The sequence below is a fragment of the Filifactor villosus genome (assembly GCF_042652965.1).
GTDB lineage: Bacteria > Bacillota > Clostridia > Peptostreptococcales > Filifactoraceae > Filifactor > Filifactor villosus.
On sequence record NZ_JBHSHL010000020.1, the window covers coordinates 1 to 20,342 of the forward strand.

Below are 20,342 nucleotides of genomic sequence, written 5' to 3' on the forward strand. Positions count from 1 at the left end.
CCGATGGTTCCAATGTTTACGTGTGGTTTACTTCTTTCAAATTTTGCTTTTCCCATTTTTGTATCCTCCTGAAAATTTACTCAAAATTTAATCTTTTGGTTTTATACAGTTTGATAAACTCATCTATACTCTATTGAAGCAAAAGCGACAATTTCGTAAATTTATACTTACTTTCCTTCTTCCATAATCTTCTTAGCGATGGAGTTAGGAACTTCTTCATAATGGTCAAATATCATGGTATAGGTTGCACGACCTTGAGTTGCAGAACGAAGATCTGTAGAATATCCGAACATTTCAGACAGAGGTACCATAGCATTGATCGCCTGTGCTCCACCTTGTCTCGCTTCCATTCCTTCAATTCTTCCACGGCGAGAGTTAAGGTCTCCCATAACATCTCCCATGTAGTCCTCCGGTGTTACGACTTCTACCTTAAATACAGGCTCAAGCAATACAGGGTTCGCCTTCTTCATACCGTCTTTGAACGCCATGGATGCAGCCACCTTAAACGCCATCTCCGAGGAGTCAACTTCGTGGTAAGAACCGTCATAGAGTTCAACCTTAACATCCACTACCGGATAACCCGCAAGGATACCCGATTCCATAGCACCTTGGATACCTGCATCGACAGGTCCGATATACTCTTTCGGAATCGCTCCTCCGACAACGCTGTTGACAAACTCGTAACCCGCGCCCGGTTCTTGTGGGAACATTCTGATCTTGACGTGTCCGTACTGTCCGCGTCCACCCGATTGCTTTGCATATTTGTTTTCGATCTCGACATTGTTGCGAATGGTCTCACGGTAAGCGACCTGAGGTGCTCCAACGCTCGCCTCGACTTTGAACTCACGCAGAAGTCTGTCTACGATGATCTCAAGGTGAAGCTCTCCCATTCCTGCGATGATCGTCTGTCCGGTCTCTTCATCGGTTCTGACTCGGAAGGTCGGGTCTTCTTCTGCAAGTCTTGCCAGCGCGACACCCATCTTCTCCTGTGCAGCCTTGGTCTTAGGCTCGATCGCAACCGAGATTACCGGCTCGGGGAACTCCATAGATTCCAAAATGATCGGATGAGCAGGGTCACACAAGGTATCTCCCGTAGTCGTATCTTTGAGTCCTACAGCCGCCGCAATATCTCCGGAGTATACTTCCGTAATCTCTTCTCTCGAGTTCGCGTGCATTTGAAGAATACGTCCGATCCTCTCTTTTTTGTTCTTTGTGGAATTCAATACATAAGAACCTGAATTCAAGGTTCCGGAATATACTCTGAAGAATGCAAGCTTTCCGACGAAGGGATCGACCATAATCTTGAATGCCAAAGAGGAAAATGGCTCTTTATCGGAAGAATGACGTACCTCTTCGGTTCCGTCAGGCAATATTCCGTTGATCGATGCTACATCCACCGGAGCCGGCATATAGTCTACCACTGCATCCAACAGAGGCTGTACTCCCTTGTTTCTGTATGCGGAACCACAAAATACGGGGTTGATCTTCGTTTCGATAACTCCCTTACGAAGTGCATTCTTCAACTCCTCATTGGAGATCTCTTCTCCTTCCAGAAACTTCATGGTCAGCTCTTCATCAAGCTCAGCGATCGCTTCCACCATGATCTCACGATATTCTTCCGCCATCGCCTTCATATCTTCAGGGATCTCGTCCTCATGAAGGTCTACTCCCAACTTGTCGCTGGATACATAAGCCTTCATCGTCATCAGGTCGATCATTCCTTTGAAAGTATCTTCCGCTCCGATAGGAAGCTGCATAGCTACAGCGTTCGCTCCTAATCTGTCCTTCATCATTTGAACAACTCTCAAGAAGTCCGCTCCGATGATATCCATCTTATTAACGAAGGCAATTCTGGGAACTCCATACGTGTCCGCTTGTCTCCAAACGTTCTCGGACTGAGGCTCTACTCCGCCCTTTGCACAGAAGACCGCAACCGCTCCGTCCAATACACGCAGAGAACGCTCCACCTCCACTGTAAAGTCAACGTGTCCCGGTGTATCTATAATATTGATCCTGTGATCCTTCCACTGAGCTGTTGTCGCAGCAGAAGTAATCGTGATCCCTCTTTCTTTCTCCTGGTCCATCCAGTCCATCGTAGCCGTTCCTTCGTGAGACTCTCCCAACTTATGAGTTTTTCCTGTATAGAACAGGATTCTCTCCGTCGTGGTAGTCTTTCCGGCATCGATATGGGCCATGATTCCTATATTTCTGGTTCTCTCTAAAGGAAATTGTCTTGGCACGAACCTACCACTCCTTTCTCAAAAAATATTTTCAGGTTTTTACCAACGATAGTGAGCAAACGCCTTGTTCGCTTCCGCCATCTTATGAGTATCCTCTCTCTTCTTCACGGATGCTCCCGTTCCGTTCGCTGCATCCATGATCTCTCTTGCGAGCTTGAGCTTCATACCCTTCTCGTTTCTTGCACGAGTGTATTTTACCAACCAACGAAGTCCCAATGTCTCTCTACGATCAGCACGAACCTCGATGGGAACCTGATAGTTTGCTCCCCCGACTCTTCTCGCCTTTACTTCCAACACGGGCATAATGTTGTTCATTGCTTTTTCAAATACTTCCAACGGATTTTCTCCGGTCTTCTCTTTGATCTCATCGAATGCTCCATAGACAATGTCTTGAGCGATTCCTTTTTTCCCGTCCAACATCACGTTGTTAACAAGTTTCGTTACAACCTTACTTCCGTACATCGGATCGGGCAAAACTTCTCTCTTTGGAATATTACCTCTTCTTGGCACTATTCTTCCCTCCTTAATAAATTAAATTAGATCAACGGTACTCGACATCTTCACAACTATGCCGACTGTGCCTCCATACGTTCTCTATATGAATGCACATTGCAATACAAGTTACTACTTAGCCGCTTTCGGTCTCTTTGTACCGTATTTTGATCTTGCTTGTCTTCTCTTTTCGATCCCTGCCGTGTCAAGAGTTCCTCTCACGATGTGGTAACGAACCCCCGGAAGGTCTTTTACCCTTCCTCCACGGATCAGCACAACGCTGTGTTCCTGCAAGTTGTGTCCCTCTCCCGGAATATAAGCGGAAACCTCGATTCCGTTTGTCAAACGTACTCTGGCAACTTTACGAAGCGCCGAGTTCGGTTTTTTCGGAGTTACGGTCTTAACCGACGTACAAACTCCCCTCTTCTGTGGAGAATTCAGGTTTGTACTTTTCTTTCTTAGAGCATTGAACCCTTTTTGAAGAGCCGGTGCTGTTGATTTGTACTCTACAGCTTCTCTTCCTTTTCTTACTAACTGGTTAATGGTTGGCATCTGTACACCTCCTCTTTATTATATTTTTACGCCGCCAACTGTATTGCCTGTGCTAAGTATCCTTAGCCGCCGATCGATATCCATCGATCCTCTTTGCAAACGTAGAGACAGTCCTCGACATTTGCATACTTGATAAGTGTACCACTTATTCGGGTGATTGTCCAGTTTTTTGTAAATAAATTTTCACTCAATTCCCCATCCGGGAGTTTGACAGTTTAAAAGGAAAAAAATCACTATAAACATTCTAAATGCTTTGTTTTTTGTCAAATTTTATAGTTTATTGTTGCGTGATGTTGCGTAATGTATTTTTATTTAAAAATAAGCACAAATGATACCCATCCGCTTTAACCAACCCCTTACATGAAGCATTCGGGTTTCCTGCTGACTATGAAATCGTGCTGGAAAGAGAAACATGAAAAAAATTTTTAAACTCACAAAAACAAAGAAAAAAGTACGCGAAAAAATTTAAAAAACAAAACCCGCCAAAACGTTTAGTTTCAATGTGTTTGGCGGGTTTTCATTTCTAAAACTGGCAAAGACGGGATTGTATTCCGATAGGGCTGAATTATCAAGTTCTCTCTTTCTTTGCATTGCGTGATCCGTGGTTTATGATCCACTTACACTCTTTACTCATCACTTCACTTTCCCACTTAGCGATGATTTCATAGAATTTCTTCGAATCCTCCTTGTACAGATCATTCATATTATTTGCTACGCTTTTTTGGATGTATCCGTCTTTGTCGTCCTTTAAATTTGTCAGTATTTCAAGATAACGATCGAAATATTCCAAAGCCGTATATAGACGCTTTGCCCACGGAAGCCTTATCCTCAAACATTCGCTCGAGAGCCTTCGGACCCTCTCGTTCGCATCCAAGCTCCAATCCTTCAAAACCTCCAGAGAACTTTCCGGATATTTTTTGATCAACGGCCTCATACAATATTCCGAGGTAAATCTCTTTGTGAGCTCCTTGCTAAAGTCTATGCTGACATCGAAATAATCTTCTCCGTAAAGTTCCACATATTTTCCGATCGGCCACAACCACCAACCCTTAGAAAAGGCTCCGCTGTTTCCTCTAAGCTCCGGACCCAAAATCTTATAGAACATCAAAACGGTGTTTTCATAGTCCAAATCGATAGATTCGTGAAGGGATCTTGCTATTCGTTCCTGTCTTTGATTAAATTCACATTTTTCAATGGAACTTTTTGTCCCTTCGAAAAACTTTTTCTTATCAAAGTCTTTGCATTGTTTCTCTATTACGGTTGCCAAGTTTTCAAGATATTCCAAATCGTAATAATCTTTCAGTTTCTTAGCCATTTTTCTTGATCCCTTCCAACATCATCCTAATCAAAACTTCCATCTCTTCAATATCGAATGAGGAAGAAATCGAAATGTTGATCGCCAACTCGTTTAATCCGCCCGAAATAAAACTTGTCAACTTCTCAACATCCACATCCTTGATCTTTCCCTCCGCCTGCAAAATCAACAGCTGATCTTTGAGATGTGATTCCGAATGTTCGCTATCCATTTGTTTCCATCTTTGCCATGAAATGACCGAGGGTCCATCAATCAACAATATTTTCAGCGTATCCTTATCGACGGCTTTTTCTACAAAGGCTACACAACCGAGAACAAGTTGCTCCCAGGGATCTTTGCTTTTCATGGCTCTCTTCTCTACATGATCGGCAACTTCACCTTGAATGATGCCTATGAGATCGTACAGGATGTCTTCTTTGTTCTTAAAATGATGATAAAAGGCTCCTCGCGTTAAACCGATTTCCTCAACGATTTCTTGTAAGGACGTGTTGTGAAAGCCTTTTGTTACGAACTTTTTCCTTGCAATCTCCAAAATTCTGCCCCTGGTCTGAAAAGAAGCCAATTCATTTTTATTCATAATTTCCTCTATACTCTTCTGAAGGCGGAATTACTTGAATCACATCTACCAGTATTGCGGACGGTCCCTCAACGATAAAATGCCTTTGACCGAAATCCTCGCTCTTTATATCCAAAATAACATTGTCCTTCAAATCCTTTTTCAACACTTCATAAACCTTGTCAACATCATCCACCTCAACATTGAGCAGTAAGCCGGAGATCGGCGACCTGAAGTTTGAAGGAACGGTTTCGTGTCTGTAATCCAAGATAGCGAGTTCATTCTTGTTTTCATCGATCAAACTGATGTACCAATCCGCTTCGAAAGTCGTACTGAAATCGAAGTATTTTATAAAAAACTCTGCACATTGTTTGACATCCTGTGTCATAACCACCGGATAAAAGCTGTTTATCTTCATAAGAATCCTCCTGATTTTTATTTACATACAGAATAACATACATTCTGTATGTATGTCAAGTAAGAAGGTTTTCTAAAGTATTAAATAACAGTTCTCGACTCCGGTTCTATATCTCATACTGTCATATCCTTGAGGAGAATACCCTACAGAAACAATTTTTTTGAACAAAGGATAACTCACTCCGGTAACCGAAGGCTCATTTTCAAAAAAGAAACCCTTGTAGATTCCACTGCCATCTCTCCATATTCAACAACAAACCCAAACACGAACTTAAGATTCGCTGCAAACGCTACCAAAACAATACTCTGTATTCCAATCATACTTGCTGTTAATCATACAATAGACACATCCTGTTTAATCTGATTTTTTACTGTCTATTCTTTTTTTCTCCTGACGAAATTTTCCACTCTTTTGATTTATTTTGTAAATTCCAGAGTGTATGATAAAGCCCTTCTTTCTTTAACAACTCTTCATGATTTCCTTCTTCTACAATTCTTCCTTCATCTAAAACAAGGATATGATCCGCATGTTTTATTGTTTTTAATCTATGAGCAACCATAACTACCGTTTTATTTTTTATCAAGTTTGATAGTGCTTTCTGAATCAATACTTCATTCTTGGCATCTAAACTGGAAGTAGGTTCATCCAAAAGTAAAATCGGTGCATTTTTAAGAATGGCTCTTGCAATGGATATCCTTTGTTTTTCACCTCCGGATAATGTAGATCCTCCTTCTCCCACAATTGTTTCATAACCCTCCGGCAGCTTTTTGATAAAATCGTGACACCCCGCCAACGTTGCAGCACGAATCATATCTTCTTCTCCTGTATGTTCCTTTCCAAAAATGATATTTTCTCTTATTGTTTCATGAAAAAGATACACATCCTGCAAAACCATAGAAACCTGTTCTAACCAATGATCCGGATGGAGTTCGTTTAAAGGCACATTCCCTATCTTTATACTGCCTTCATCAACGTCCCAAAACCTTGCAATCAGTTTCAACATGGTTGATTTCCCTCCACCGCTCGGGCCTACAATCGCAGTAAGAGAATTTTTCTTAAATGAGCAAGATATATCACGGATGATATTTTGACCTTCCAAATATGAAAAGCGAACCTTTTCAAAGTGGATATCCTCTATATCCTCTATTTTTTTAGTTCCAAGCAAATCTTTTGTTTTCATTACATTATCAATTCTGCTTGCACTTACATAGTGTGCCCTGAGTACCGCAGTGTACCTGATCCAAGTCAGAAGAGGACTGATAATTTTAGTACCGATAACAATAATACTCAAAAACGAAATTAAGTTTATCTCGCCGCCGATCAATAGATAAGAGCCGACAAAACACATGAACGGAAGCCCCGCTCTTGCAAATGTCAGTGCCAAGCCGAGAAGAGCACCACCTGCCGTTTCGCCTTTCATACCGGCCTCCATTAAATGTCTGTATGCTGTTTGAAGTTTTGAAAAACCCTCTCCTATCTGGTTGTAGCTTCTGAGAATTTTCATCCCCGAAAGATATTCATTTAATCCCTCCGCGGTATCATCTTTTGCAGATCGGAGGTCAACGCTCAGTCGTCCGAATACATTCATTGATATAAGGATGATGAGCCCCGAAACAGGTATTGTGATATAAAAAGCAAGAGCCATCTTGGGGTTAAAATAAAACATGAATACAGAAGTAACTATACAAGAGAAAACAACCCCAAAAAGACCGGTAAAAGTTCCCACCATACTTTGTTCAATCGCCAAAAAATCTCCCGTAAAGGTATTGATCAACTCTCCCGAACGTGTTTTGGAGAAAAAACCGAGAGGCAGTCTTTTGATTTTTTGAATAAACTCTTTTTTGTTATCCGTAGAATGGATCGCTCCCGGAAGAAATATTCTTAAAAAGGTAAGGGTACTGATAACCAATTGCAATAGAAATAAACCGAACATCCATAAAGCGATGTTCCAGTATCCTTTATCAAAAATCCTTTCCGGATGTTCAAAGTGTTCTATAAAGAGATTGATGACAAAGTAAATGGCGATAGCGGGAAAAGTCATCGTAAATCCTTCCAAAAAATGCCATGTTACCGGTTCGATTACCTGATTTGGATGACCCATAGTAAATTTTCTTATGATTTCTCTCACTGTGCTTCCCCCACCTTTCTCTCTATTTCCCAGCTTTCCGCTTCAAATTGTAAGTCCCATAAACTCTTATACTCTCCGTCTTTTTCCATAAGCTGTTCATGAGTGCCTTCTTCAATTATGTTTCCTCCTTTTAAAACAATGATGTTGTCCGCCTCCATAATGCTTTTTAATCTATGGGCAATAACAATAACCGTCTTGTCCTCGATTACATTTTTAATGGCTTCTTGAATGAGATTTTCATTCTCCGCATCGGTATAAGCTAACGCCTCATCTAAAATTATAATTTTAGAATCTTTTAAAAATGTTCTGGCAATGGATATCCTCTGAGCTTCTCCGCCTGACAGCTTTATGTTCCCGCTCCCAATAAGCGTGTCATAACCATTTGGAAGATTCATTATAAACTCATGGCATCTTGCCTTCTTAGCCGCTTTTATTATTTCTTGATCTGAAACGTGTCTATTCATTGAAATATTGTTCTTTACCGTGTCAGAAAAAATATGAGTATCTTGAAAAACAAAGGCAATTTTTTCCATCAAATCATTTGTGTCAATCGCTCTTATATCCTTCCCTCCGATTCTTATACTTCCTTCATCCACATCCCAAAAACGTAAAATCAACTGTCCGATTGTAGATTTTCCACTTCCGGATTCACCGACTAAAGCTGTCATTGCTTTCTCTCTGCACACAAAAGAAACTTTGTTAAGAGCAAGCTTTTTTAACGGATCCGCTGTACTGTCATAAGAAAAGGAAACCTGATCAAATGTGACATCGCTTCCTTTGATTTCATCCAAGCTATCCTTAATTGCAAAAGCAGTTTCATTTATAATGGTTTCGATTTGAAAAAGCCCTGCTTTGGTAAGGTTTATTTGAGTTGCGTAATCAATACAAGTCAAAAGGGGTTCGTATAAAGCCGGTGCAATAATAAGAGTCATAATGACCGCTAATACGGTAGATTCCGTCGGATCATTCCATAGCAGCAACCCTCCTACCGGAACTACAAAGGTTAAAAGAGATAAAATTATACTTTTATACATACTCATCGGAAAAGACGCTTTTTTATAATTTGTGATTTCCCATCGAAGACTTTCATCAAGGTGGTTTTCAAGGCTTTTTAACATACCTCCCGATTTACCGAACAGTTTCACTTCCGCCATTCCTTTTACATATTCGGAAAAACTGCTCGTAATATTATTGGAAGCTTCCATATAACTTGCATATCTCGCTTTTGCACTCTCACTTCCAAAGATCCTATACTGAAAAACAAAGGCTAGAACAACAGACACAAGGACGGTAATTGCCATGATTATATTCAGATAAGCGATACCTACAAAGAGCAAGAGTAACACAGCAAATGACCCTATTAAGTCCGGCATCATATGAGCGATGATCCCTTCCATCTTTTCAATAGTTTCATCCATGATTTTTTGAATACTGCCACTTGTATTTTTTGAAAAAAATCCTATCGAAAGCCTTCCTAAATGCTCCATAAGCTTCATTCTATAAAGATATAATGTTTTGAACGCCATTTTATGGCAACCCACCCCACCAAAAAAAGTAAAAATAAAATTAAGAAAAATAGAAATCCCTGCTATTACGATCCATAGCATAATCGTTTCTTTATTTTCCCCTTTGGATGTCAAAAAAACTTTGCTTATAAAATAAACGGATACATAGGGCACAACATTACATACCATACCTATAACAGATAAACAAATGCTGAGTATAAGAAACGATTTTCCTTCATTCGAATAGTAAAAAATATATTCCAATATTCCTTTCGATTTTTTATTCAAAAGAACATCCCCTTTCATTTACAATATTGTTAGGAAGAACTACTGCTATTCTAACTTATTTGATATCTCTTATCAATCCAATAATTCTTCAAATATAACAGTATGTTTTTTATATATCTTGAATTATAAATGCTTTTGCAGTATAATCGACTTTAGATAGAACAGAAAAAACTTCAAAAAAAGAAGGTGTGTCTATGAGGACTCTCGAAGATTACTGGAAGGATTTTGAAAAATTCGGTTTTATAAAACACTCTAAAGTAGGAAAAACCGATTTTATCTTGTCTGATGAAAAAGGGAAGGGTGGATTTTCTATTTTAGGAGACCTTTCATCATCCATGGTAACAATTAGTGATTGTACACTATATACTCCTTTTGTGATCAGAGAATATATTAGTGAACAAATCATTGAAATCGGACAATATTATGCGGGAGCTGCATCCTACTATCAAAAAAAAGACCGAATATCTGAATTTGAATATGGACTGAATGCTTATGTAAATACCAATACTTACTGTGGGTATAAGAGGATTGAACCGGATGTGCGACTTCTTAACATCGGCTTTGCCTTTCGGGAGCGCTTTTTCTCTTCACTGCCTGTAAAATTAGAAGATGATTTTTTTGAGAGAGCAGCCATGGTGCTTAATCCTAAGCCAATTTCCATACCTAGAATAACCGCCATTTGTAACGGCATTAAAGATTGCACCTTGGAAGGAAATGCCTTGAGTCTTTATATTCACGGAAAATCATTCGAAGTCTTTTCCCTCCTGTATGATTACATTTATAAAGAAACGCCGAAACCTATCGTTCATCTTTCCGCCAAAGATAAAGCTATCTTAAATAATGTGAAATCCTTTATAGAAAATAATTATGCAAATCACTTTACGATTGCCGAACTTACCAAAATCTTTGCCATCAATCAACAGAAACTGTTATCCGGTTTTAAATCTTCTTTTAACGCAACAATAAACGAGTATACAAAAAAATACGAATGACTAGGGCTCTTGAACTTCTTTATGATGAAGAATTATCCGTTGTGGACATAGCAAGATCCGTCGGTTACTACGGAGATGGATACTTTCAAAAAGCATTCAAGGAAACTTATGGAGTTACACCAAGTCAAATGAGGAAAGACTTGTGAGCAAAATATATAGCCGACAACCTCCTGAGTTTCTGAGTCAAATGAAAAAAACAAGAATAAAAAGTTGGAATTTCAAACAAAACTTCAACTTTTTTCTTTGTCGTCATGGGACTGCTCATTGATGAACACGCCATTCCCATCACCTTCACCGTATTTCCGGGATGTATAATGGATCAAAAGACAATGAAAACATCATGATCCTCCAAATTATTTTTCAACAATTATACTATTCGTCATTTAAATTATGGATAAGACGGATTTGTACTCCGTGAAAGAGGAAACAAACGGTTTGCAGTTTCAAGACGGATATAACCACACTTCTATCGAAAAATAGTATGATATATTTTTTATACCCGACATTTCAAACGGAGAATAGTATTAACATCAATCTGACCTCGAAAAAATAAGAGGACAAAAAACAAAGAAAGAATGTCCCAATTTTATTGAAATTCCAATTAAAATGGGCATTCTTTCTGTTTTTAACTCGGAAACTCAGGAAGATAAATTTTTATATAAATCTTCGGTTACCAAAATTTTAGGCAGCATATAAAAGCTGAATCTTTCCGCATCTCGATTGTAAAAATAATCAAAGTCCATCTTTCATCTCCCTCCCTTCTTTAAAATTTGCACGAAAAAAGACGATAGTTTTCTCGCTATCGCCTTTGGTAACCATTTTTATGAAATTTTTTATATTGATTTTATGGTTTCATTGATTCCTTGTAGAAATACTATGATTACAGCTCCGATCATCGGTATTCCGTAAGGACTTACTAAAAATCCGATAATGAGTGCTTCTATTGCTGCTCTTGTGTTGTGTAGCATAAAGAACTAGCCTATCGCCACAAATACACACATCAGCATGAGCAAGTACAGTATCGCAGTCCCTATACTCAGCAAGAATGTCAGAAATGCAGTGAGGATACTTAACAATAGGCTGATTGGAAACAAGATTATTTTAATAATCCATCTTATCATTTATTCATCCTCACTTTCTAAAGCATTTTTTGTATCTCTACACACCATATCAATACAAACATTCACATCAATGTAATTTTTAAGGAGTTTTTTTCGTCCACCTTCCCCATCTTCCACAAAGACAAAATGCTTATAAAACTGCTTAAAATGCAGGATTTTCACTATTTCACTCTTTGTAGCAACGCTATGGACTCCACATGCATGCTATGTGCAAACATATCGACGGGTTGCACTTCCTTCGCTTTGTAACCGAGTTTCTGCAAGATGGCCATATCCCTTGCCAAGGTCGCACTGTTGCACGATACATAGACGATCTTAGGCACTTCCATCTTTGCAATGGTTTGCAGTACGATCTCTTCACAACCCTTTCTCGGAGGATCCAGAACTACGACATCGGCTCTGATCCCTTCCTTGTAAAGTCGAGGCAATACTTCTTCCGATTTTCCGCAGATAAACTCGGCATTTTCGACCTTGTTCCCGGATGCGTTCTTCCTCGCGTCCTCGACAGCAGATTCCACGACTTCGACCCCGTAGACTTTTCGGCAGTGCTTGGCCATGGCAAGAGAAATCGTTCCGATCCCGCAATACAAGTCGAATACCGTCTCTCTCCCACTGAGATCCGCCCTTTCGATCGCTTGACTATACAGAACTTGAGTTTGCAGAGGGTTTACCTGATAAAAGGAGAGAGGAGAAATCTCAAATTCCAAACCGAGTAACCTGTCACGGATCACTCCTTCTCCGTAAAGAATTTTGTTCTCACGTCCCATGGTCGTGTTGGAAGTCTTGCTTTGAATGTTCTGTACCACGGTTTTTAAACCGGAAACCTTCTCTTTCAGAGCTTCCAGAATCCGATCCGCATAGGGCAGTTTCTTCTCTTTTGTGACAAGAACCACCATAACTTCGTTCGTATAAAAACCTACCTTTACAACGATCCTTCTCAGGTTTCCTGTGTGAGAAACTTCATCATAGATGGGAACTCCATAGGTTTCACAGACCTTCCTCACAGTGTTTACCGCAATATCGCTGACCTCCCTATGCAGGAGACATCGCTTGACAGGTACGATCTCATGGCTCCTCACCTTGTAAAAGCCGGTTACGATCCTTCCGTCCTGACAGGCGATCGGATACTGCCCCTTATTTCGATACTCAAAGGGATATTCCATGCCCAGTACATCCAAAACTTCGATATCCGTAATCTCGCCTATCCTCCTCATATGCTCCCGCACAATGGAGCGTTTCATCTCAAGTTGAGCGACATAAGACATCTCCATAATTTGACATCCTCCACAAAACGAAGAAACTTTGCAAGGAGAAGGTACTCGAATTTCGCTAGGCTTCAACAGCTTTACAATCTTTGCTGTGGCATAGTTCTTTTTGAAGGTCAAAATTTCAGCCTCGACAAGATCTCCCTTCAATCCTCCTTCAACAAAGACAGTCAAAGTATCTATCCTTCCTATTGCTTCGCCTTTGTGCCCCATGTCTTCGATTTGGATCTTATATGTTTTTCCTATTTGTATCTCCAATGTTGTTACCCTTCCTCCTCTGTCCGTGATCGGTATCGATCGGATATTCATTTCCATACAGAACCTTCTGCACACAAAAAGGGATATCTCAAAAGAGATATCCGCCACTGTCGACCCGGTCGACCGCTACCTTGTCATCTCAATAAAATACTCAAAAATCTTTCGGATCTCTTTTCTGGCATGTATCATTCTCTCCGGATGGAATTGTGTTGCAATCAAAGGGTGTTCGTCGCAGGATTCAATTGCTTCGATCAGACCGTCCGAAGATGTCGCCGCTACTTTTAAACCCTTTGCAAGCTCCTTAATCGCCTGATGGTGGTAAGAGTTGACCAACAATCTGTCCGTTTCGAATAATTTATGCAGAAAACCGCCTTCATGGAGGAGGATGGAATGGAATCCATGTTCCAGCGTGGTCTCCGACACATGTGCATTGACGTTCTCCAGTTGTCTGTCAATGTCCTGATAGAGGCTTCCTCCAAGAGCGACATTGATGAATTGTAGGCCCCTGCAGATCCCCAGTATCGGTATTTTTTTTTGGTAAGCTTGGTGAAAAAGAGCCAATTCCGAACGGTCGCGCACGACAGAAATTTCGCCGATCCCTTTTATCGGATCCTCCCCATAATAACAAGGAAGAATATCTTCTCCTCCGATAAAAACAATTCCGTCGACAAAGGACAACACATCCTCATAAGAGACCTCTTCGTCGGTCAAAGGAAGCAAAATAGGGACTCCGCCGGCACAAACGATAGAGTCTATATACGGATAATTGGTTATCACAGACTTATCGTTGTTCGAAGTATGGTGCTCCGTAGTCAAAGCAATAATCGGTTTTTTCTTCATAATCAAACACTCCTATTTTTTGTCTTATCACAAGGACAGAGTTTTATTGTTGTTATATTGTTTTTTTGAACTGTTTCTCTCGATAACTTATTCTTTGAGCCCAACTCATTCCCAAATGGGCTTCTGAATTCAACCCACACACCACAAAACTGAAAATCAACCTATTCATCCATATAACCGGATGCTGTCTTTGACAGACAGATGACAACAAACCTTTCCATTTGCAACGTTTTTTCGAGTTTGTCATAGAGAACTCGGATCGATGAGTGATGAAACAAGCCTTCTTGGAGGCATGATCGATACAGTTCGATCAGATAGATATGACAGTCCGTGAAAAGACCTTATACAATCAACATATTGCCGCCAAAAATCTTCAAAAGAACTCCTTTAACGAGGTTTCTTCTGTGTTGTGACATTGAAGAAAGACACATCCTATCTTTATACAATTTTTCTAAAGCATCTTTTTCAACCATTCCAGGATATCTTCCATCACAGTTTCCTTCTCATACTCATTGAGAACCTCATGTCTCATATTCGGATAGATCTTACACTCGACATTGTTGATATCAAAACTCTTGTACCACCGTACCAACAAGTGTACTCCTTTGCCGAAATTTCCCACGGGATCCTTGGCTCCCGACACCATAAAAATCGGGAGATTTCTGTTGACGTGAACCATATTACGCCTTTGAAAGTTCTCGCTGATGCCCTTGTAGACATAGTAATAGGAACTGACGGTATAGGGGATTCCGAGTTGATTGTCTCTTCGATACTCTTCAATCACCCGCTCATCCGAACAGATCCAATCGTACATCGTCTTTTTGTCTTTTATATTTCTGCTCAAAACACGTTGTTGCATAAAAAACATCGGAAAAGAACGTCGGTTGGACAGACCGAGCTTCTTTAGAGAATATGCCATATTTTTGCCCAGAACGGCTGCAGCCGCCTGATCTTTTCCCCCGCTTCCCGACAACAGCAGAGCATCGATCGTATTCGGATAGATCTGGATGTATCGCTGTGCCAAAAAAGAACCCATGGAATGACCGAAAAGGATCAGTTTATGTGCGGGATGGGCAGCACGTATCTTCAAAATCATGGTCCGCATATCTCTGATCATCTTGAGGTACACATCCGCATCTCCCAAATCGCCTATGCCTCTTTGGCAGGATTCTCCGTGACCCCTGTGGTCCATACTGTATGCTCCATAGCCGTTGTCATACAAAAAATTCATAAAATGTTGATATCGTACCGCCTTTTCATACATTCCGTGAACGATATATACAACAGCCTTCATATCCCGTTGAGGAATTAAAGAGTAACAGTGGATGTTCCACCCGTCCGTTGCGGATTCAAATCCATACTCTTTGATTTTCATCTCCATCCCTTTCCCATCCTATGGTACAATTACGCTCAACACATCACTTACGACCGATACTTCCACCGGCAACGAGGGACCCTCTTCTCCGTCAATACTCAGAACCATATCTTCGGGAGAGCTGATCTTAAAATATGCCGACTTCAGGTAGACTACCTGATTCGAATCCGTGATATCTTCCTTTTTTAGTATCTTCAAAAACAGATTTGCCGTTTCCACGGGAGAGCCTTCCTTTATGAGAATCATCTCCATTTTTCCGTCTTGAATATCGGTTTGCTTCAAAAAATTCGTAAAATTACCTACACTCCTACCGTTGAGAAGAAGGAAGAGATAGACATTTTCCGTGATCGTTTCTTTGTCCGTTTCAATGGTAAGAGGAAAACTCTTAACGTTTTTCAGCTCCGAAAGAGGCTTGATATAATAAGCCAACGGTCCTAAAGTTTCCTTAAGTCCCGCATCGGTCGCAAACGAGGTCTGAACAAAAACACCTCCCGCCAAACTGGACAGGAAATAGTCCTTGTTATTTACACAGCCTACATCGACCTTTTGTATGGAACCTCCCATAATTTCAGGAATGGCATGGATAAGATTGCTGTCCACATCCAAATTTGTGGTAAAGTTGTTGCAGGTTCCTCCCCCCAACGCAATATAGGGTTTGTTTATATTGTGTTCTATCATTGTTTGAGCAACCAAACGAATTGTTCCGTCTCCTCCCGCTGCAATGACATAATCTATTTTTTCGTGGTTTAAAAACTCGGTGTCGATTTCACCGCTTTCAGGAAGCCGATAAGCAAGTGCATCGACTCCGTTTGACTGAAACTGCTCCAACATTTGATCTAAATGATTGGGAACAAATCGATCTCCCGATACGGGGTTATATAAAAAGGCCGCTTTTTTCATAATGATTCTCCTCTATAAAATACGTTTACGGTCTGTGAAGAATTCATACCCGAATCAAAACCGAGGGTCGATTTCCATGCAGACATTCAACCTCTCTTCTTTTCTCTCCGATACTTGGTGCATACGAAGTGCGGGTCCTCTTCTTCCGTTTCCGGCTACCGTGCTATGGATTCAATGATCTCAACTACGGTATCGATTTCTTTCTTTCCTACATAATAATGTGTCACAAAACGCATTAGTCCGAACTCTTCAGGGTTGATCAAGATATCATGTTTCAAAAACTCCTCGGGTGCCATTTTCTTCTTCAGATCGTCATTTGTAATCTTAAAAAAGACCATATTGATCGAAGGTTCTTCCTCCACCGGTTCTATTCCGGGTATCTGCGAAAGTTTTTTCGACAAGTATTTGGCGTTTTCGTGATCCTGATCCAACCTCAACCTCATTTCCTTCAGAGCAATCAATCCGGGTGCTGCGAGAATACCTACCTGTCTCATCCCTCCTCCGAGGATCTTTCTCTTTATTCTGGCTTTTGAAATAAACGCCTCGCTTCCAACCAGAAGAGAACCGATCGGTGCACAAAGTCCCTTCGAAAGGCAGATATTGATCGAATCCACATACTTTGCCATCTCCTCGGGTTCTGCCTTTAGAGCAACCTGTGCATTGAAGTATCTCGCACCGTCCAAGTGTACACCCAGCTTATACTTTTTCGCCAGTTCATATACCTCCCTCATGTAGGAGATATCGAGTACACTTCCGTCAGAAAACGCGTTTTCCAAACAAATCAAAGAGGTCTTCGGATAATGGATATCCTCTTCCTTTCTTATTGCTTCCTCTATCTTCTCAAGAGGCATCCGTCCGTTTTTTGACTCGATGGTTCTCAGTTGAACTCCTGCAATCACCGCAGAGCCTCCCGCCTCGTGCTGCACGATATGACAGGAATCCGAGAGGATTACCTCTTCTCCCCTGTTACAGTGAGTAAAAACAGCCAACTGGTTTGCAAAGGTCCCACTCGGTGTAAACAGAGACTTTTCCTTCCCCAAAAGTTCGGCCGCATATTTCTCCAACTCGTTGGTTGTGACATCATCCTCATAGACATCATCTCCGACTTCGGCTTTAAACATCGCTTCTCTCATCAAATCCGTAGGATGTGTTACCGTATCCGAACGCAGATCAATGTATTTCATACCCATCTCCTCCTTATCTTTTCTTACTTTTCAATCCAAAAGCTTCTCCAACTTAAAATGCAGATAATCACAGCTTACCAGACGGTAGTCTATGCCTTCTCGCCGTCCTGTAAAGGCGGTTTCGTGCGAAGCTCTTCCGTGCAGATGTCCGTAACATACGATGTCCATCTTTTCTTCTCGTGCGATCCTTGTGAAATCGGACTCTTCCTTCTGCTCATTCATCGGAGGGTAGTGTAACATCAGGATCCTCTTCTTATCTCCTTGGAATGAACAGCTGTCGATCGAATTTCTGAGTCTTCTGACCTCTCTTTCGTAGATCTTTCTATCGTCATCCGAAAACTGTTGCTCATTCGGACATAACCAACCCCTTGTTCCGAATATGATATAGTCCTTTAACTCCACATGGTTGTTATGAATAAAGTGAAGTTTCGGAAACAACGCCTTCATCTTCTTTACGCTCGTCCACCAATAATCATGGTTTCCTCTTATTATCACCTTTGTTCCCGGAAGTTCGTTGAGGATCTTCAAATCCTCCTTTGCTTCTTCCAATCTCATCGCCCACGAAATATCTCCCGCCAACAACACGACATCCTCGATATGGACTCGATCCTTCCAATCTTGAATAATGGAATCCATGTGGTTGATCCATCCGAATTTGTCCATAGGCTTGGGAAATGCCGTAGACATATGAAGATCTCCAATTGCAAACAATGCCATCTCTTCTACCTCGTTATTCTGTCCTCTATGTCGGCTTCTTTGTAGAGTCGTAAAATGTCGCTACATCCCTTCTAAGGTTCAACAACTCATCGGTCTCCCTCTCCTCGTTGTTTTCGTCCAAAAGATTTTGAAAAAACACCGCTTCTTTTTTGTACCCGAGTTCTTCTATCTTTTTGATATAGAAAGCGATCTCTTTTACTACAATGGACTTGTATTCAAAAGCAACCTGAGCACTGACGATCTCTTCTCTTATCACCGACATCTCCTTGTCGAGCAGCGCCGCCGCATCCGCCGCCCTCGACAGCCTGTCCTGGATCTCCTGCGGTACATACTTGTCATACTTGTAATTTAAAGAGTGCTCTATCGTAGCCCAGAAGTTCATCGCCAGCGTTCTGATCTGAATCTCCGCCAAAATCTTCTTATGCCCGTAAATCGTCTGGATCGGATAGCGAATGATGATGTGATAGCTTCGATATCCGCTCTCTTTATGGTTTTCGATATAGTCCTTGACATATACGACCTCCATATCCTCTCTCTCCTGAATATGCCTTGCAATGATGTAGATGTCGTCCACCAACTGACACATAATTCGAATACCTGCAATATCTTCCATCTCTTCTTCGAGCTGTCCAATATCGATATCGAGTCTTTTGACCTTCTCCAAAATCGATGTGACCCGTTTTACTCTTCCCGTCACAAATTCAATAGGACTGTATTCTCCGTTGCTTCTTAGCTCCTTGCGCACATTCTTAAACTTTACCTTCAGTTCTTCAACTGCACATTCATAAGGCAACAGAGTTTTTTTCCAGTCACGCAGTTCCATAACATCCTCTACTTTCAACTTAAACTCTTAATTCCCATTTATTCTACCGACTGCTCAAGTCGAATTCTTCTTCTCTTCGGGCGTCTTTCTTGATCCTATCTGCGGTCATTCTTTTCTCAGTATGAAAATCGCGGACAAGATACAGACGCAACCGACAAGGGTAAGCAAACTGAAGCTTTCTTTCAAAATAAGTACTCCGAAAATAACACCCGTAATCGGTTCCAACATCGACAAAATCGCAGCCATAGAAGGGCCGATTTTACCGATCCCCATTTGAAGAAAGGTCAGGGCAAAGATCGAAGTCGACAAGGCAATCCCCGCCGAATAGATCCAAGCCTTTATATTTAGTGAAAAAGTAAGGTCTTTGCTCACAAAAGAATAGACCAACATAATAAGACTTCCGTAAAAACACACATAGAAGGAATATAAAAAGGGATACATGGTCTTCATCCCGCTTTTGTCCACATAGAGAAAATACAGGGCAAAGAGTACTCCGGATAGCAGGGCACTGAAAAAACCGAAAAAACTGCCGAGACCTCCCTGGAAAAACATTGCTATTCCGACTATACTGATCAACAAAGCTGCTATCTTACGCCGGCTGAATTTCTCCGAAAGAAACAGGACACTTCCGAGCATAACCAAAGTGGGATAAGTAAAATGTAAGACTGTAGCCGTGCCGACCGGTATATAAGGGTAAGAAGAGTATAAGGTCGCAGTGGTCGATGAAGTGAGCAATGCCAGGATAAACAGTTGAATATGCTGTTTCCCCGATATGGAAACGGACAACCCCTTCTTTTTAACCATCAAAAACAAGATCGGGAGAGGAATCAGATTTCTCAAGAAAGTCAACATAATCCCATTGCTTCCATTCGAATAGGATATCTTCGCATAAATGGGAGATATTCCATATATAATGGCTGATATTGCCGTTAAGAGCATCCCTGTTCGTTTCACATTCAACTTTATCATACTCCATCCCCTTGATCCTTCTATTGTCTTCTATTATATATGATTTTTGCTCCGATAGGTATAAAATTTTTCTTACATTCCCTCATTTTGTAAACCCTCTTCAAAAGAAAACAGGATATGGTATAATAGGTCATGGCAAAAAAACGGAAATATGACACAAAGAAAAAACCTAGCTTACACATATACAGAAAGCTTGTAAAAGAAGCAGGTTTAACCATTTCTTCAGACTTTGAGAACCGTTTTACGTCATTTTGTTGAAGATAAAATACCTTCTTGTACTATACCCGTTGCATTACCCTGTTATCTGTATGAGTATTTTTCAACCGGAACTCGGGGATGAAAGTGAAAAACAAAGAACGATCGCCTCTTTTTCTCGAGAGCAGGCAAAACTTGCGATCGATTGA

Annotated in this window: 18 protein-coding genes and 1 pseudogene; 2 read left to right on the plus strand and 17 right to left on the minus strand. The window is 40.9% G+C overall.

Features of this window, described 5'->3' with window-relative positions; genetic code table 11:
* Positions 1-167: 167 nt before the first annotated feature.
* From fusA to ACFO4R_RS05680, 8 genes are all read right to left on the minus strand, one after another.
* Positions 168-2,240, minus strand: a complete 2,073-nt coding sequence (gene fusA / locus ACFO4R_RS05645; RefSeq protein WP_379788076.1) for an elongation factor G — start codon at positions 2,238-2,240, stop codon at positions 168-170.
* Positions 2,241-2,279: 39 nt separating this feature from the next.
* Positions 2,280-2,750, minus strand: coding sequence for a 30S ribosomal protein S7 (gene rpsG / locus ACFO4R_RS05650; RefSeq protein ID WP_379788077.1), 471 nt, complete (start codon positions 2,748-2,750; stop codon positions 2,280-2,282).
* Between the two features lie 114 nt (positions 2,751-2,864).
* A complete protein-coding gene (rpsL, locus tag ACFO4R_RS05655) occupies positions 2,865-3,284 on the minus strand; it encodes a 30S ribosomal protein S12 (RefSeq protein WP_379788078.1) in 420 nt (139 codons plus the stop codon).
* Between the two features lie 568 nt (positions 3,285-3,852).
* Complete coding sequence (locus tag ACFO4R_RS05660) at positions 3,853-4,599, minus strand: DNA alkylation repair protein (RefSeq protein ID WP_379788079.1); 747 nt, start codon at positions 4,597-4,599, stop codon at positions 3,853-3,855.
* Entirely contained in the window at positions 4,592-5,176 is a 585-nt protein-coding gene (locus tag ACFO4R_RS05665; protein WP_379788080.1) for a TetR/AcrR family transcriptional regulator, read from the minus strand. The genes ACFO4R_RS05660 and ACFO4R_RS05665 overlap by 8 nt, the downstream gene beginning before the upstream one ends.
* Positions 5,169-5,573 (minus strand): VOC family protein, encoded by a 405-nt coding sequence (locus ACFO4R_RS05670; RefSeq protein WP_379788081.1) that lies wholly within the window; start codon positions 5,571-5,573, stop codon positions 5,169-5,171. Before ACFO4R_RS05670 ends, ACFO4R_RS05665 begins: the two co-directional genes overlap by 8 nt.
* Before the next feature lie 367 nt (positions 5,574-5,940).
* Positions 5,941-7,674, minus strand: coding sequence for an ABC transporter ATP-binding protein (locus tag ACFO4R_RS05675; RefSeq protein WP_379788125.1), 1,734 nt, complete (start codon positions 7,672-7,674; stop codon positions 5,941-5,943).
* 23 nt (positions 7,675-7,697) lie between these two features.
* Positions 7,698-9,494 (minus strand): ABC transporter ATP-binding protein, encoded by a 1,797-nt coding sequence (locus ACFO4R_RS05680; RefSeq protein WP_379788082.1) that lies wholly within the window; start codon positions 9,492-9,494, stop codon positions 7,698-7,700.
* A 194-nt stretch (positions 9,495-9,688) separates the two neighbouring features.
* Between ACFO4R_RS05680 and ACFO4R_RS05685 the strand changes: the two genes are divergently transcribed.
* Complete coding sequence (locus ACFO4R_RS05685) at positions 9,689-10,486, plus strand: hypothetical protein (protein WP_379788083.1); 798 nt, start codon at positions 9,689-9,691, stop codon at positions 10,484-10,486.
* Entirely contained in the window at positions 10,483-10,632 is a 150-nt protein-coding gene (locus tag ACFO4R_RS05690) for a helix-turn-helix domain-containing protein (protein ID WP_379788084.1), read from the plus strand. The genes ACFO4R_RS05685 and ACFO4R_RS05690 overlap by 4 nt, the downstream gene beginning before the upstream one ends.
* Positions 10,633-11,319: 687 nt before the next feature.
* Here the strand turns inward: ACFO4R_RS05690 and ACFO4R_RS05700 are convergent.
* The 9 genes and pseudogenes from ACFO4R_RS05700 to ACFO4R_RS05740 all read right to left on the minus strand — a co-directional run bounded on the left by ACFO4R_RS05700 (position 11,320) and on the right by ACFO4R_RS05740 (position 19,938).
* Positions 11,320-11,604 (minus strand): annotated as a pseudogene (locus tag ACFO4R_RS05700) (CD1845 family protein).
* Positions 11,605-11,768: 164 nt separating this feature from the next.
* Positions 11,769-13,187: a 23S rRNA (uracil(1939)-C(5))-methyltransferase RlmD gene (rlmD, locus tag ACFO4R_RS05705; RefSeq protein ID WP_379788085.1), complete on the minus strand. Its 1,419-nt coding sequence runs from the start codon at positions 13,185-13,187 to the stop codon at positions 11,769-11,771.
* Between the two features lie 69 nt (positions 13,188-13,256).
* Positions 13,257-13,970, minus strand: a complete 714-nt coding sequence (locus ACFO4R_RS05710; protein WP_379788086.1) for a gamma-glutamyl-gamma-aminobutyrate hydrolase family protein — start codon at positions 13,968-13,970, stop codon at positions 13,257-13,259.
* Between the two features lie 451 nt (positions 13,971-14,421).
* Positions 14,422-15,351, minus strand: coding sequence for an alpha/beta hydrolase (locus ACFO4R_RS05715; RefSeq protein WP_379788087.1), 930 nt, complete (start codon positions 15,349-15,351; stop codon positions 14,422-14,424).
* Positions 15,352-15,363: 12 nt separating this feature from the next.
* Positions 15,364-16,245, minus strand: coding sequence for a YegS/Rv2252/BmrU family lipid kinase (locus ACFO4R_RS05720; RefSeq protein ID WP_379788088.1), 882 nt, complete (start codon positions 16,243-16,245; stop codon positions 15,364-15,366).
* A gap of 155 nt (positions 16,246-16,400) precedes the next feature.
* Positions 16,401-17,429: a low-specificity L-threonine aldolase gene (gene ltaE / locus ACFO4R_RS05725; RefSeq protein ID WP_379788089.1), complete on the minus strand. Its 1,029-nt coding sequence runs from the start codon at positions 17,427-17,429 to the stop codon at positions 16,401-16,403.
* Between the two features lie 30 nt (positions 17,430-17,459).
* The gene (locus ACFO4R_RS05730) at positions 17,460-18,146 is read right to left on the minus strand and encodes a metallophosphoesterase (RefSeq protein ID WP_379788090.1); all 687 of its coding nucleotides are present in this window, start codon (positions 18,144-18,146) and stop codon (positions 17,460-17,462) included.
* A 25-nt stretch (positions 18,147-18,171) separates the two neighbouring features.
* Positions 18,172-18,969, minus strand: a complete 798-nt coding sequence (locus tag ACFO4R_RS05735; RefSeq protein WP_379788126.1) for a GTP pyrophosphokinase — start codon at positions 18,967-18,969, stop codon at positions 18,172-18,174.
* A 105-nt stretch (positions 18,970-19,074) separates the two neighbouring features.
* Positions 19,075-19,938, minus strand: a complete 864-nt coding sequence (locus ACFO4R_RS05740; RefSeq protein WP_379788091.1) for a DMT family transporter — start codon at positions 19,936-19,938, stop codon at positions 19,075-19,077.
* Positions 19,939-20,342: the final 404 nt, after the last annotated feature.

What these genes read in the sequence shown, in the direction of transcription:
- ACFO4R_RS05715 (WP_379788087.1), bottom strand. Translation starts at nt 15,351, where the DNA reads ATGGAGATGAAAATCAAAGAGTATGGATTTGAATCCGCAACGGACGGG.
- ltaE (WP_379788089.1), bottom strand. Translation starts at nt 17,429, where the DNA reads ATGAAATACATTGATCTGCGTTCGGATACGGTAACACATCCTACGGAT.
- ACFO4R_RS05670 (WP_379788081.1), bottom strand. Translation starts at nt 5,573, where the DNA reads ATGAAGATAAACAGCTTTTATCCGGTGGTTATGACACAGGATGTCAAA.
- ACFO4R_RS05660 (WP_379788079.1), bottom strand. Translation starts at nt 4,599, where the DNA reads ATGGCTAAGAAACTGAAAGATTATTACGATTTGGAATATCTTGAAAAC.
- ACFO4R_RS05730 (WP_379788090.1), bottom strand. Translation starts at nt 18,146, where the DNA reads ATGGCATTGTTTGCAATTGGAGATCTTCATATGTCTACGGCATTTCCC.
- ACFO4R_RS05740 (WP_379788091.1), bottom strand. Translation starts at nt 19,938, where the DNA reads ATGATAAAGTTGAATGTGAAACGAACAGGGATGCTCTTAACGGCAATA.
- ACFO4R_RS05685 (WP_379788083.1), top strand. Translation starts at nt 9,689, where the DNA reads ATGAGGACTCTCGAAGATTACTGGAAGGATTTTGAAAAATTCGGTTTT.
- rlmD (WP_379788085.1), bottom strand. Translation starts at nt 13,187, where the DNA reads ATGGAAATGAATATCCGATCGATACCGATCACGGACAGAGGAGGAAGG.
- ACFO4R_RS05735 (WP_379788126.1), bottom strand. Translation starts at nt 18,969, where the DNA reads ATGGAACTGCGTGACTGGAAAAAAACTCTGTTGCCTTATGAATGTGCA.
- ACFO4R_RS05675 (WP_379788125.1), bottom strand. Translation starts at nt 7,674, where the DNA reads ATGGGTCATCCAAATCAGGTAATCGAACCGGTAACATGGCATTTTTTG.
- rpsL (WP_379788078.1), bottom strand. Translation starts at nt 3,284, where the DNA reads ATGCCAACCATTAACCAGTTAGTAAGAAAAGGAAGAGAAGCTGTAGAG.
- ACFO4R_RS05720 (WP_379788088.1), bottom strand. Translation starts at nt 16,245, where the DNA reads ATGAAAAAAGCGGCCTTTTTATATAACCCCGTATCGGGAGATCGATTT.
- ACFO4R_RS05690 (WP_379788084.1), top strand. Translation starts at nt 10,483, where the DNA reads ATGACTAGGGCTCTTGAACTTCTTTATGATGAAGAATTATCCGTTGTG.
- ACFO4R_RS05710 (WP_379788086.1), bottom strand. Translation starts at nt 13,970, where the DNA reads ATGAAGAAAAAACCGATTATTGCTTTGACTACGGAGCACCATACTTCG.
- ACFO4R_RS05665 (WP_379788080.1), bottom strand. Translation starts at nt 5,176, where the DNA reads ATGAATAAAAATGAATTGGCTTCTTTTCAGACCAGGGGCAGAATTTTG.